This window comes from Mesorhizobium sp. B2-9-1, assembly GCF_006439455.1.
GTDB lineage: Bacteria > Pseudomonadota > Alphaproteobacteria > Rhizobiales > Rhizobiaceae > Mesorhizobium.
The window spans coordinates 56,478-69,570 of sequence record NZ_VFTP01000004.1 but is presented as its reverse complement, the minus strand read 5'-3'; the positions used below and the strand labels follow the sequence as shown (position 1 = coordinate 69,570).

16 protein-coding genes are annotated in these 13,093 nt (G+C 64.1%); 10 read left to right on the top strand and 6 right to left on the bottom strand.

The features are described from left to right. The 4 genes from FJW05_RS10285 to betI form a co-directional block, all read right to left on the bottom strand. A complete protein-coding gene (locus tag FJW05_RS10285; RefSeq protein ID WP_140631185.1) occupies positions 1 to 423 on the bottom strand; it encodes a DoxX family protein in 423 nt (140 codons plus the stop codon). 110 nt (positions 424 to 533) lie between these two features. After that, on the bottom strand, positions 534 to 950 hold the full coding sequence (locus FJW05_RS10280) for a DoxX family protein (protein ID WP_140631182.1): 417 nt from the start codon (positions 948 to 950) through the stop codon (positions 534 to 536). 469 nt (positions 951 to 1,419) lie between these two features. After that, entirely contained in the window at positions 1,420 to 2,817 is a 1,398-nt protein-coding gene (fumC, locus tag FJW05_RS10275; RefSeq protein WP_140631180.1) for a class II fumarate hydratase, read from the bottom strand. 188 nt (positions 2,818 to 3,005) lie between these two features. Beyond that, positions 3,006 to 3,656, bottom strand: a complete 651-nt coding sequence (betI, locus tag FJW05_RS10270) for a transcriptional regulator BetI (protein ID WP_140631177.1) — start codon at positions 3,654 to 3,656, stop codon at positions 3,006 to 3,008. 84 nt (positions 3,657 to 3,740) lie between these two features. Here betI and choX point away from each other — a divergent pair, with 84 nt between their 5' ends. Both choX and FJW05_RS10260 read left to right on the top strand, forming a co-directional pair. Then, positions 3,741 to 4,679, top strand: coding sequence for a choline ABC transporter substrate-binding protein (choX, locus tag FJW05_RS10265; RefSeq protein WP_140631175.1), 939 nt, complete (start codon positions 3,741 to 3,743; stop codon positions 4,677 to 4,679). Positions 4,680 to 4,690: 11 nt separating this feature from the next. Next, positions 4,691 to 5,512: an alpha/beta hydrolase gene (locus FJW05_RS10260; protein WP_246673330.1), complete on the top strand. Its 822-nt coding sequence runs from the start codon at positions 4,691 to 4,693 to the stop codon at positions 5,510 to 5,512. Here FJW05_RS10260 and FJW05_RS10255 read toward each other — a convergent pair whose 3' ends face one another. Continuing rightward, on the bottom strand, positions 5,513 to 6,271 hold the full coding sequence (locus FJW05_RS10255) for an NIPSNAP family protein (RefSeq protein WP_140631170.1): 759 nt from the start codon (positions 6,269 to 6,271) through the stop codon (positions 5,513 to 5,515). It abuts the gene before it with no gap. Positions 6,272 to 6,510: 239 nt separating this feature from the next. On the opposite strand from FJW05_RS10255, the gene FJW05_RS10250 reads away from it, so the two are divergent. Then, the gene (locus tag FJW05_RS10250; protein ID WP_140631168.1) at positions 6,511 to 7,158 is read left to right on the top strand and encodes a TetR/AcrR family transcriptional regulator; all 648 of its coding nucleotides are present in this window, start codon (positions 6,511 to 6,513) and stop codon (positions 7,156 to 7,158) included. Between the two features lie 49 nt (positions 7,159 to 7,207). Beyond that, the gene (locus tag FJW05_RS10245; RefSeq protein ID WP_140631166.1) at positions 7,208 to 8,332 is read left to right on the top strand and encodes a metallophosphoesterase; all 1,125 of its coding nucleotides are present in this window, start codon (positions 7,208 to 7,210) and stop codon (positions 8,330 to 8,332) included. A 27-nt stretch (positions 8,333 to 8,359) separates the two neighbouring features. On the opposite strand, the gene FJW05_RS10240 is transcribed toward FJW05_RS10245, so the two are convergent. Then, positions 8,360 to 8,542 carry a CsbD family protein gene (locus FJW05_RS10240; RefSeq protein ID WP_140631164.1) on the bottom strand — a complete coding sequence of 61 codons (183 nt, stop codon included), beginning with the start codon at positions 8,540 to 8,542 and terminating at the stop codon, positions 8,360 to 8,362. 199 nt (positions 8,543 to 8,741) lie between these two features. Between FJW05_RS10240 and FJW05_RS10235 the strand changes: the two genes are divergently transcribed. The 6 genes from FJW05_RS10235 to FJW05_RS10215 all read left to right on the top strand — a co-directional run bounded on the left by FJW05_RS10235 (position 8,742) and on the right by FJW05_RS10215 (position 13,006). Beyond that, positions 8,742 to 10,145 (top strand): patatin-like phospholipase family protein, encoded by a 1,404-nt coding sequence (locus FJW05_RS10235; protein WP_140632027.1) that lies wholly within the window; start codon positions 8,742 to 8,744, stop codon positions 10,143 to 10,145. Between the two features lie 18 nt (positions 10,146 to 10,163). After that, positions 10,164 to 10,823, top strand: coding sequence for a glutathione S-transferase family protein (locus tag FJW05_RS10230; protein ID WP_140631161.1), 660 nt, complete (start codon positions 10,164 to 10,166; stop codon positions 10,821 to 10,823). Between the two features lie 105 nt (positions 10,824 to 10,928). After that, a complete protein-coding gene (locus tag FJW05_RS10225; RefSeq protein WP_140631158.1) occupies positions 10,929 to 11,684 on the top strand; it encodes an SDR family NAD(P)-dependent oxidoreductase in 756 nt (251 codons plus the stop codon). Positions 11,685 to 12,055: 371 nt separating this feature from the next. After that, on the top strand, positions 12,056 to 12,463 hold the full coding sequence (locus FJW05_RS10220) for a hypothetical protein (RefSeq protein ID WP_140632024.1): 408 nt from the start codon (positions 12,056 to 12,058) through the stop codon (positions 12,461 to 12,463). Between the two features lies 1 nt (position 12,464). After that, on the top strand, positions 12,465 to 12,623 hold the full coding sequence (locus FJW05_RS27365) for a hypothetical protein (protein ID WP_095768447.1): 159 nt from the start codon (positions 12,465 to 12,467) through the stop codon (positions 12,621 to 12,623). Between the two features lie 62 nt (positions 12,624 to 12,685). Further along, entirely contained in the window at positions 12,686 to 13,006 is a 321-nt protein-coding gene (locus tag FJW05_RS10215; protein WP_140632022.1) for a YkgJ family cysteine cluster protein, read from the top strand. The last annotated feature ends 87 nt before the right edge of the window (positions 13,007 to 13,093 follow it).

The window sequence follows — 13,093 nt, the reverse complement described above, 5'->3', positions numbered from 1 at the left end:
TCAGCTGACGTCGGCGCCGATTCCGAAGCCACGCCCGTCCGCCGACCATGCACCGGCGCCGGCCATGGCCAGCGCCAGAAAGCCGCCGGCAATGGCGATGTCCTTCATCAGCATCTGCTGGTGCATGAAGGACAGCGTGGCGTCGTCCGCGCCTTGGCCGTAATGGCCGATGAAACCGGCGGCTACGCTGAAGGCGGCAAGCAGCAGCGCCACGATCCGCGTCTGGAAACCAACGAGGACCAACAACCCGGCGATCAACTCGAACAGGCCTGTTCCCCAGGCCGCCAAGGTCGGCAGTGGCAGGCCGAGGCCGGCGAAATAATTGATCGTACCGCCGATATTGCTGAGCGCCTGGAAGCCCGACGGTACGAACAGCGCGGCAAGAAGTAGCCGCGAGACCAAAAGCAGTGCGTTGCGGGCCATGGGCCAACTCCTTGCCGTCTGCCGATGCAGTTTACGCCTGCAATTGGAAAAACGAAAAAGCGGCGCGGAAAATTCCACGCCGCTTCCATTGGCAGTCTGGGAGGAAAAAATTAGCCGCGCTTGGCGTCGATCGAGTAAGCGCCGGCCCCCGAAGAGGCGAGCAGGATGAAGCCGCCTGTGATGGCGAGGTTCTTGAGGAACTGGATCATTTGCATCTGGTCGGCCCAGCCGGTGTGCGCGACCAGCCCGGTGGCGACCGTGAAGATGGCGAGCACCCAGGCGGCGATCCGGGTCTGGAAGCCGACGAGAATGGCAAGGCCGCCGAGCAACTCGATCAGGCCGACCAGGACGGCGGTTACGGTTGGCATCGGCAGGCCGAGAGCGCCGAAATAGCCGGCAGTACCGGAAATCGCGGTGAGCTTGCCGAAGCCGGAAAGCAGGAAGATGACAGCGAGCAGAATGCGACCGAGGAGGATCGTGGTGGAACTGTTGGACGCAGTGCCGGCGACGGAAGAGTTGATGGACATGGCGGTTCTCCGAACGGGTTGAATGGTCCGTCAGATAGACGACGAAGACTGTTCACCAAAGCCGCCTATGTGGCGACACATTGTTCACAGAATGTATGTTTTCGGGATTGACGGTTGTGCGCAAAAATCGTGTCGCGGGATTGGGCTTTCCCAGTAAATTCTGCTGCCGCAAAACGGACCGTCCGTCCGAAGTTTGCGAGCGCTGGCTTCGCAGATTTGCCGAGACGCTCATGACGTCGTCATCCACGGGCGGAGCAAGGAGCGAAGCGACGCGCGCAGACCCGAGGATCCATGCCGTGACTTCAAAGTAGCCGCAAGCGGTGGAGGATCTGCTCCGCTGCGTCCTTCGGTTCAGGTAACGGCATGGATTCCAGGGTCTTCGCGACGCCGCTTCGCGGCTGCTTCGCCCTGGAATGACGACATCGCGAGGCTGCAGCAGCCTGTAACAGCCTCGCTCCGCGTCGCGAAACTACCCGGGATGCGTCATGTCCTCCGGCCGTACCAGCCGATCGTAATCGGCTTCGCTGACCAGCCCGGTGGCCAAGGCCTCCTCGCGCAAGGTCGTGCCGTTCTTGTGCGCGGTCTTGGCGATCTTGGCCGCGTTGTCGTAGCCGATGGTCGGCGCCAGCGCCGTCACCAGCATCAGCGAACGCTCGAGCGCGGCCTTGATGTTGTCCTCGCGCGCCTCGATGCCGACCACGCAATTGTCGGTGAAGGAGACGGAAGCATCGGCCAGCAGCTGCACCGACTGCAGGAAGTTGTAAGCCATCAGCGGGTTGTAGACGTTGAGCTCGAAATGGCCCTGGCTGCCGGCGAAGGCAAGTGCTGCATTGTTGCCGAACACCTGCACGCAAACCTGCGTCAGCGCCTCGCACTGGGTCGGGTTGACCTTGCCTGGCATGATCGAGGAGCCCGGCTCGTTTTCCGGCAGCGAGAGCTCGCCGAGGCCCGAGCGCGGCCCGGAACCGAGCAGGCGGATGTCGTTGGCGATCTTGAACAGCGCCGCGGCCGCCGCGTTGATCGCACCATGCGAGAACACCATGGAATCGTGCGCCGCCAGCGCCTCGAACTTGTTCGGAGCAGTGACGAAGGCGATGCCTGTGATGGCGGCGATGCGGTCCGCCACCTTTTCCGCGAAGCCGACCGGCGCGTTGAGCCCTGTGCCGACGGCGGTGCCGCCCTGCGCCAGCTCCTGCAAACCGGGCAGCGTGAGCTCGATGCGCTTGATTGAGGAGGCGACCTGCGCGGCGTAGCCGGAAAATTCCTGGCCGAGGGTCAGCGGCGTGGCGTCCTGCGTGTGAGTGCGGCCGATCTTGATGATGTGACTGAAGGCACGGGCCTTGGCGCCGAGCGCCTTGTGCAAATGGTGCAGCGCCGGGATCAGGTGGTGCGCGACCCGCTCGGCGCAGGCGATGTGCATGGCCGTCGGATAGGTGTCGTTGGACGACTGGCTCATATTGACGTGGTCGTTCGGATGCACCGGCTTCTTCGAACCCATGACGCCGCCGAGCATCTCGATCGCCCGGTTGGAGATCACCTCGTTGGCGTTCATGTTCGACTGGGTGCCCGAGCCCGTCTGCCAGACGACCAGCGGAAAGTGCTCGTCCAGCTTGCCGTCGATCACCTCCTGCGCTGCTTCCGCGATCGCCTTGCCGATGGCCGGGTCGAGCCGCTTCATCTCCATGTTCACTTCGGCCGCGGCGCGCTTGACGATGCCGAGCGCACGCACGATCGAAGCCGGTTGCTTTTCCCAACCGATCTTGAAATTGCCCAGGGAACGCTGCGCCTGCGCGCCCCAATAGCGGTCGGCCGCGACCTCAATGGGGCCGAACGTATCGGTTTCGGTTCTGGTCTTTTCAGCGCTCACGGCAAGTCTCCGTCTGTCGATTGGGGCAAGGGCGTATCGCGTTGCACAAACCGCATCAAGCGGAGATTGCGGGCGGGAAAGATGCAAATCGGTTGAAGAGAGGGTCAATCTCGCCCTCCTGGAGGAGATATCCGGCAGGGCAGAGGGGGCGCTGTCGCAACGCGCTGGAGCTATCGCCGGTATGAACCTTATCCGGCCGAGGCTAGCCCGACCGGCGCGGGCTGGAGCAGGCTCAGCCGGCCCGCGACGAAATCCTTGACCTGGCGCACCGCCTGCTCGCGCGTGACGCTGCCCGGCTGCAGGCCAAGCCTGAGCCACAGTCCGTCGATCAAAGCGGTGACGCCGAGCACGATCTCCTCGGCCAGTTCGGGCGAAGCGAGGCCGCGCAGGCCGGACAAGAGGTTCGAGCGCATGCGGGCGTGGATGACCTTTTGGATGCGCGCCAGCTTCTCGTCGCGCGGCACCTCGGCGCAGAGCGACAGCCATGCGTGGCAAAGCGGCGGCAGGAACAAATGCTCCTCGAAATTGCCTTCGATCACCGCGTCCAGCCGTTCCATCGGCGTTCGCGCCCGCTGAAGCCGGGCGACCACGGCGTGACAGAGCACGGCGTTGGCCTCGCGCATGGCGTGCTCGAAGAGCTCCTGCTTGTTGCGGAAATAATGCAGCACGATGCCCTTCGAGGCGCCGGCCCGGGCCGCGACCTTTTCCAGCGTCGCGCCGGCGATGCCTTCGCGCTCCAGCACCGCGAAGGCCGCCTGCCGCAGTTCCTTGCGGCGTATGTCGCTGAGGCGTGTGAGTTTCACCGTACCGATCCATGCATGGCGAATCCACGTTGACATTTTCGTCCGCCCAGATCAATGATTGACCAATGGGACAATAAAATGACCAATAGGTCAAAAGCGATCGAAAAGAGGAGAACCGGAATGTTGCGCATGCTTGCGAGAGGCGTCTGTGTCGCGGCGCTAATGCTGGCTTCCCATGCGGCCGGAGCCGCCGAGGCCGAAGGCTGCAAAGCGGTTCGCATGGCCGAACCCGGCTGGAACGATCTCGCCTTCACCACGGGTGTGGCCAAGGTGCTGCTCCAGGCGCTCGGCTACGAGCCGCAAAGCGAGGTGCTTGGCATCAACGTCATCTATGAAGGCATGAAGAACAAAGACCTCGACCTGTTCCTCGGCTACTGGGATCCGGCGATGGTCACCTACTATGAGCCCTACAAGCAGGACGGTTCGATCGAGAATGTGCGCGTCAACCTGGTCGGCGCCAAATACACCTTCGCCGTGCCGACCTATGTCTGGGACGCCGGCGTCAAGGACCTGTCGGACCTGCACAAATTCGCCGACAAGTTCGGCAAGAAGATGTACGGCATCGAGCCCGGATCCAATCAGCTCATGATGGATGCCATTGCCGATCCGCAATTTGGTCTGGACGGCTGGCAGGTGGTCGAATCGAGCGAAGCCGGCATGCTTTCGGAGGTCGGCTATGAGATCAAGGAGAAGCAGTTCATCGTCTTCCAGGGTTGGGCGCCGCACCCGATGAACACGATGTACGACTTCAAGTACCTGACCGGCGGCGACAAGTTCTTCGGCCCGAATTTCGGCGCCGCCACCGTGACCACCCAGGTGCGCAAGGGTTTCCTGCAGGAATGCCCCAACGTCGCGCAGTTTCTGAAGAACCTCGCCTTCGACATCGACATGGAAAATGTCGGTATGGGCTATCTCATCAACGACGGCATGAAGCCGGAGGATGGGGCTCTGAAGTCGATCACCCTGCACAAGGATCGGCTCGATGCGTGGCTGGCCGGCGTCACCACCTACGACGGCAAGCCCGGCCTTGCTGCGGTCAAGGAAAAGCTCGGACTGTGAGGCCGTCAGCCTTGGAACCGGCGGATCAGGAGGCCGAGCAGGCGTCCTGGGCCGGGCGCAAGCGGACCGTCGATATCGGCGGTCTCGACCTTGCCTATGTCGAGATCCCGGGTTCGGAGCCGCCGCTTGTCCTGGTGCACGGCTTCACCGACACCAGCCGCAGCTTCTCGCTGCTGGCGCCGCATCTTCCCGGCCGCCGGCTTATCATGCCGGATCTGCGTGGCCATGGGGTCTCGCAGGCGGGCGAGGGCTGCGGCGTCGCCGATTTCGCCGACGACATTGCCGGGCTGATCCGGCGCCTGCGGCTCGACCGGCCGGTCGTCGTCGGCCATTCACTGGGTGGCATGGTGTCGATCGCGCTGGCCGCACGGCATCCGGAACTGGTCGGCGGCCTGGTAATCCTGGCAAGCGCGCTGATGCCCGGTTTCGAGCAGGATCACCAACTGATCGATGGTGTCGCGGCGTTGCGCGATCCGATCTCGCCGGTCGATCCCTTCTATCATTGGTGGCATGCCTGCCGGCCGGGCGTGCCGCGGGCTTTTCTCGCCGGCCTGGCGAAAGACGCGTCCGCGATTCCCGCAGCGCGCTGGCGCGCCATTCTCGAAGAAGTCCGTCGCACCGATCTGACCGCCGCGGCGCGCGCCGTGCAGGCCCCGACGCTGATCATCGCAGGCGGGCGCGATCCGCTTTTTGGCGAAGCGCATCAGCGGGCGATGGCAGGGGCGCTGGCCGGATCGCGCCTGGTGTGGGCACAGGATTGCGGCCACAATCCGCATTGGGAAGATCCGGCCTTTGTCGCCGAGGCAATAGCCGGCATGTTGCCGACAGCGTGACTATCGCAACAGCGACCGGGCCGTGGGCGTCAGGCGCAACGTCTCGGCCGGCTTTGTGGCGACGGCCGCCATGGCTTCGCGGGCCGCCCGCCATGCCGGCGAAGCGGCGAGACCGGCCCAATGGCCCGCGTGGACATCGCCATCGTCGAAACCGGCAACGGCGATGAAGACATTTTCGCCGGCCCGCACGGGCAGCCGAGGAAACGTGTTTTCGGAATGCTCGCTGACGAAGGCGCCGAGAGGCCGGGCGCCGTTTGTCGCAAGTTGCGGAACGGCCTCAGCCTGGAAGCGTTCGGCAAAGCCGGCCTCAGTGCCTGGCCGCAAATGATGAATCGAAACCTCAACAAAGCCAGGCAACCGGCTCCCATTGCTCATGGTTTCAGCCTCGGTGACCGTCGACCGCAGCAACCCCGACAGGTCGAAACCCGCGCCCTGCCAAGCCGGTTTGAGCAGCAACACTTCGTCGGAATCGATCATCGTCGCATTGGCGGCATCGCGATGCGCTGCCCAGACCGGGCCGCCATAGAAGGCGCTCAGCGCGTCCTTTCTCGTTTCCATGTCCTCAAAACCGCGCAGCCAGACGAACATGTCGGGGCGATCGAGATCGCGGAACTGTCCGATGACGGTCATGCCCGTTGCTTCCTGCGTTTCGACGAACTCCTGCTCGAACAGCGCGATCAGCGTTTCGCGCTGCCCGGGCTTCAGCGTGTATTGCCGAAGCTCGACGACGGGCGAGGCAAGGCGGGAAGGTCGGTTCATGGCCAGAATCTCAAAACAGGGTGATCGTCCTGTTTATAAACAGACCGGTTGTCCTGTTTTGTCAATCTGCTATCTTGCTTTCCCCTTCTCCCCTTGTGGGAGAAGGTGGATCGGCGCGCAGCGCCGAGACGGATGAGGGGTGTTCCAGCGGAGTGAGACGTTGGCTTTCCCGGAACACGCTTATCCGTCCTCACTTTGCTCAGGTACCCTCTCCAATAAGCGGAGAAGGGGAGATCGCCATGGCCCCGCGCAAAAAGCGCACCAACGATCCGGAAGGCATGCGCCGGCGCGTCCTCGACGTGGCGGAAGGCGCCTTCCAGGCGCGCGGCTATCACGCCTCGAGCCTTGGCGATCTGATGGCGGCGGCCGGTGTTACCGGCGGCGCGCTGCACCACCATTTCCCGACCAAGAAGGCGCTGGCGCTCGCAGTGATCGAGGAACGGGTGGCGGCGGCGGTCCAGGAGACCTGGATCGACCCGGTGCTGGCGGCGTCATCGGCCCGCGAAGGCGTGCGGGCCGTGTTCGAGGCGGTGGCTGCGGAGCTAGAGCGACAGGGCTATGTCCGCGGCTGCCCGCTTAACAATCTGGCGCATGAACTGTCGCTGGCCGACGACGAGTTTCGCCTGGCGCTTGCCAAGATCTTCGCCGGCTGGCAGAGGGCGATCGCCGACAAGATCCGGGCCGACCAGCAGGACGGCTGGGAGGGTGGGACCGAACCCGACCGCTTCGCCGCGCTTGCGGTGGCTGCTTATTCCGGCGCCATGTCGATGGCCAAGACATCACAGGACGCCGCGGTGTTGCTGGAGTGCTTGAGGGGGCTGGAAAGCGTGCATCCGTCTTTGGGCGGATTGGCAACGAGACGACGCCGCAGGGTGTTGTTGCGATAACGCTGCCAGGACAGAGGGAGGCGGTCCGAGGGTGTTTAATCGGGTGACGATGAATCGCTCTTCGCCAGCAACCGTTTCGCGCCGCATCTTCATCGCCGGAGGTCTCGCTGCTGCCGGCGCGCTGCCTCGCGTCGCCTTCGGCCAGACCGGCAGGCGCATCCAGCCGATCGACGCCACTTTCCTCTTCATCGCCGATATCCATGCCTGCCGCATGGCGAGCGGGCTCAGTCCCAACTGCCTGCAGGAAGGCAAGACCGATGCAGCACTTCTGCGCAACGTCGCGGCCTTGAACGCGATTGCCGACAAGAAGTGGCCGGCCGAGATCGACGGCGTTGCCACTGGCCTGCATTCGGCCGGCACCCGCATCGGCACGCCGCTTGGCCTCGTCACCGGCGGCGACATCACCGACGATGGCGGCGGCCAGGTCACGGAGCCCAGCGAAGGCACGCAGCTTCTGCAGTTCTCCAAGCGCTATCAGGAAGGTGTCGGGCCGGACCGGATTCACATCCCGGTCTATGTCGGGCTCGGCAATCATGATCTCGACCAGAACGGCTCGCCGCCGCACGTCGATTGGTATCGCCGCGAACTGCGCGATTATGTCGAGGTCAACCATCGTCCCGGCGTGTTCTTCAAGCCGCCGGTGCCCGCTACCGAATACGACGTCGATACCGACTGCTATTCCTGGGACTGGGGCGGCCTGCATCTCGTCCAGATGCACCGCTTCGCCGGCGATACCGGCCATGGCGCGCCAAGCAGCCTGCCTTGGCTGAAGCAGGACCTCGCCACCTATGCCGGCGACGGCCGGCCGGTCGTCCTGTTCCAGCATTATGGCTGGGACACTTTCTCGACGGAGCGCTGGGATCCGGTGAAACACACCTATGATGACGATGGCTCGGGCCGCCCGCATTGGTGGGGCGAGGCCGACCGCCAGGCGCTGCTGGCCGCGATAAAGGGCTACAATGTGATTGCCGTCTTCCACGGCCACCAGCACGAAGTGCCGATGATCTACCAGCGTGACGGGCTAGACATCATCAAGCCGAAGGCGGCCTATATGGGCGGCTTCGCGCTGGCCAGGGTCACTGCCGGCAACATGGATGTGGTGTTGGGCGAGGCGGCCGGCGACCATGGCGAGATCGTCTTCACCAACGCTTTCGCCAAGCAATTCCAGACATGAAAAGGCCGCCTCGCGGCGGCCTCTTGCCTATCTCGCCATCAAGACAAGACGGCCCCAGAACGCTTTGCGAAACTTCTCCTTCACGTCGCCATAAGCCTTCTGCATCTTGCCGGCGATCTTGTCGGCGGCGCCTTCAGCCTGGGTCCGCCTGTTGCCGGTGGCCTTGCCGGCCGTTTGCTTGACGGACCCCTTCATTTGCTTGACGCGCATCTCCTGGGTCTGGACGCGAGAAACCGCATCCGGGTCTGACAACGTGCCGGATCCGTTTGGGTTCCAGGCCGCGGCGATCTCTCTCTCGGTGCGGTTGCATCGGATAAGGCAATCCGGTTAGGGTCTGCCGCGGCTGCGGGAGAGGGCAGCCCTGGGGGAAACGAGTTTGCGTCTTCGTGTGGCCTTTGTCGCAGTTTTGATGGCCGTGGCCGGCTGCGTCGCCGACGATGTCGGGCCGATCAACGTGCTGAGCACAGAAGTCGGCCACCCGTCACCCACCTACATACCCGACACCGCCGATGACGGTTCGACCGTCGTCGGGCTGGCGTTCTCGGGCGGCGGCACTCGGGCGGCCGCTTTCTCCTATGGCGTGCTGCGGGCGCTCGACGATATCGTCATCGACGAACGGCCGAAACGCCGCACGCTGGTCGACGACATCAGGATGATTTCTGGCGCCTCGGGAGGCGCCGTCGCCGCCGCCTATTTCGGCTACAAGGGCAGGGACGGCTACCGGGATTTTCGCGAGCGCTTCCTGACCCAGAATGCCGAGGCCGATCTCAGGGTATCGATCTCTCCGGTCAATCTGGTTCGCGCCTATTATGGCGGCGTCAACGACCGAAGCGGCTTCGCCAGATGGCTGAACGATCATCTCTTCGACGGCGCGACTTTCAAGGCGTTGCACAGGCCGAACGCGCCGATCGTCTGGATCAACGCTTCCGACATCTACAACCGCACGCCTTTCCTTTTCACCTACGACACCTTTGCGGCGCTGTGCAGCGATCTCGACAAAGTGCGGATTGCTGATGCTGTCGCAGCATCGGCCGCCGTGCCGATCGTGTTCGCGCCGATCGTGGTCTCGGCGACCAGTCCTCATTGCGGTTACCGCAGGCCGCAATGGCTGAGCCTGGCGCTCGAGGACCGCAATGCCTCGCTGCGGCTCAAGGCCTATGCCAGCGCTCTGGATTCCTATCAGAACGCCGATCCGCTCGACTATGTGAAGCTGCTCGACGGCGGCCTCACCGACAATATCGGCGTCACCGGCTTCACGCTCGAGCGTTCCGCCGCGGGTACGCCTTACGGGCCGCTGTCGCCATCGGCCGCGGTCCGCCTGACGACGTTGATCTTCATTGTCGCGGATGCGGGGAGCGACAGCGACGTGAGCTGGGCGAAGTCCCTGCATGGGCCAAGGGCTGCCGAACTCCTCGACGCCGTGACCAGCACCACACTCGCCGCCTCGGTGCGCGACGAGTTCGATGCGTTGACGCTCGCCGTCTCGCAATGGAAGGGCGAGCTGGTGCGCTATCGTTGTGGCCTGCCAGCCTCCGCCGTTTCCGCCTATCGTGGTTCGGCTTCCGGCTGGAACTGCCGTGATGTCCGCCTTGTTGTCCAGCACCTGTCCTTCGCCGATGTCGATCCGGCGGTGCAGGCGAAGCTCAACGAGATCCCGACCAGGCTGCGGCTGCCGATAGACCAGGTAGACCTCGCGATCGAGGCCGGCCGCAAGGCGATCGAGGTCAACCCCGACATAAAGGCAGCGGTCGCCGCGATCCGGGCCCGCGCCGGCGTCAGGCCGACGGCGATCATGACGACCGCAGCGGATTGACATCATCAGGAGACGGTCTTGGCGGAGTTCACCCTCTATATCGGCAACAAATGCTTTTCCTCATGGTCGCTGCGGCCATGGGTGGCGATGAAGCGCCTGGATATCCCCTTTGAGGAAGGCTTCGTGCGGCTGCGCACGCCCGAGACGGCGGCCAACCTCGCCAAGGTGTCGCCGACGGGCCTTGTGCCGGTCTTGAATCACAATGGAAGGATCGTCTGGGAAACGCTTGCCATCCTTGAATATCTGGCCGATCTCTATCCGGAAAAAAGGCTCTGGCCGACCGATCTCGGCGCCCGTCAACTGGCGCGCTCGGTGGCGACGGAAATGCATTCGGGCTTCCGCGAAGTCCGCTACGGATGGCCGATGAACCTGCGCAGGCCGAAATCCCATAAGCCGCTCGATGCCGAGGGCGAGGCGCAGCGGGCGAGGATCGAAGCGATCTGGCGCCAGTGCCGCGAGCAATATGGCGAAGGCGGCCCGTTCCTGTTCGGCCATTTCACCGCGGCCGATGCCATGTATGCGCCGGTGGTGACGCGCTTCGACACCTATGGCGGCGAGCTGGCGCCCGTCACCCGCGCCTATGTCGACGCGATATTGGCGATGCCCGCGATGCGGCACTGGTATGCCGAAGCCGCCAGGGAGCCCTGGCCGGAGCCTGGGTCGCACGAACAGGATTGAGCCCGGGCAGGCTCGGGCAAATTGCGTCGATGGCTCTCATGGGGCCTTCAAGCCTCGGCGGGGCGGCCTATGTGAAGGGGCGGGCCGGGCTCCTGGAGATTTCTCATGACAACCGCAAATTCACCACTCACGGGCAAGGTCGCGCTCGTCACCGGCGCTTCGTCCGGCATCGGCGAGGCCGCCGCCGCGGTCCTTGCCGCGGCCGGCGCGAAAGTCGCGGTCGCTGCCCGTCGTGCCGATCGCCTCGAAGCACTGGTTGCGCGCATCGAACAGGCCGATGGCGTCGCGCTCGCCATTGAAGCCGACATCGCCAAGCCCGGCGACATCGCCGCGATGGTCGATAAGGTCGTATCCGAATGGGGAGGGCTCGATATCCTCGTCAACAATGCCGGCGTCATGCTGCTTGCTCCCGCGGCCGAAGCCGATCTAGACGACTGGCGCCAGATGATCGAGCTCAACCTTATTGGCCTGATGGCGACCACCAAGGCGGCGCTGCCGCACCTGAAGGCCTCAAAGGGTCATATCGTCAACGTCTCCTCGGTCGCCGGCCGGGTCGCAAATCCCGGCGCTAGCGGCTATGCGGCGACCAAGTTCGGGGTGGTGGCTTTTTCGGAATCGCTGCGCCGCGAGGTCTATGCCGACAAGGTGCGCGTCACCGTCGTCGAGCCGGGCCTTGTGCGTACCGAACTCGGCGATCATATCACCAACGTGCAATCCAAGGCCGGACTCGAACACCGTCTCGCCACGATGGAGGCGCTGACCGCGGAAGACATTGCGAACGCGATTTTCTATGCCGTCAGCCAGCCGCCCAGGGTCAATGTCAACGAGATACTTATCCGTCCGACCGATCAGGAGCGGTGAACAATAGAAAACGCCTCTCGCGCTTGTTACGGCGCGGGAGGCGCTTTTGCCATCAGCCGTTCTCGATTGCTCGTGAATTGCTGACGGCTTGGGTGGAAACGGCCCGCCACGACATTGGTTCCGCAGCCGACGAATTTTTTGCCCTTTTTTGCGGATAGCCCCAACGTCCGCCACGATGTGATAAGAATGCGGCAAGGCCAGGGATGCGGGCGTCCGCAATTTAAATCCGGCGCCGTGTTGCTTTGTGCGTGGTCATGGCCGAAAGACGCTCTGCCATTTCGGCATCAGCCCTCCGGGCAGGAGAAGATTTTGACCGCTAGCTCGAATGAATCATGTGGGCAGGCTTTGCCGAAACCGGCAGGCACACGCTGATGGCCGCCAAACGCGTACCATTAACGCCGATCGCCGCCGATGCGACCATCGCCGATATGGTCGATACCCTTGACAAGCCGATCGAATATGTTCGCCGAGTGCTGGAAAGGCTCGAACGCTGCAAGCGAGCGCATGGCGATGCCCAGGTGCGCGTTGGCGTACGCGGCCGCGCCGAAGCCCCGAACTATCTGATCGAGTATGTGCGAGAAGACGCCAAGACCCATCAGCGCACCAGCTATCAGGATGCCGCCTACAGCGGCAGCACGCATCGTGAGCTGGCGCCGCACCACATCGAGGACGCCAGGAACTGGTCGCCCGAGGAAATGAACATCACGGCGGTCTCGGCGCTGATCGGCCGCTTGCGCAAACCGAATGCGCCATCATCGCGCTTTTCTGACGAGGACTGACATGGCCATAAAATTCTCCGCCAAGGACCAACCGGCAGCTCCGCCCGCCGCTGCCAAGCCAGCCAAGCCGGCGGCAAAGCCGGATGCGCCCGCAGAGGTTGCGACCGATCTGTTCAAGTCGCCGGCCGAAGCGCCGGCGCGCAAGACCAGGAAGAAGTAGCGCCCTTGCCGCAGGACGGCGGTCGCACAGCCGGGCCGCTCGGCCAGCTCGGTCAGTCCTCTGTGTCTGTCGACGAGGATGGCGGCGCGGTCGCCGTTTTCGACTGTCAGAGCTGCGGCGCCTGCTGCTCCTACTCGGCAGACTGGCCGCGTTTTTCGACCGAGGAGGACGAGCAGCTCGACCGCATCCCGGCCGAGCTGGTAGCAGCCGACCAGTCCGGCATGCGCTGCGAGGGCGGCCGATGCTCGGCGCTCACCGGCGAGGTGGGCAAGCACACGGCCTGCGGCATCTACGAGCTGCGCCCCGACGTCTGCCGCGCCTGCATGCCCGGCGGCGGCGACTGCCTGATGGCGAGGGCGGCGCATGGGCTTGCGGTGAGCTAGTTTCCTCGCCCCGCCAAGCGGGGGGAGAGGTGGCCGCGCAGCGGCCGGAGAGGGGCTGCGCGCCGGCGGTTCCTCAGATTGCTTTAA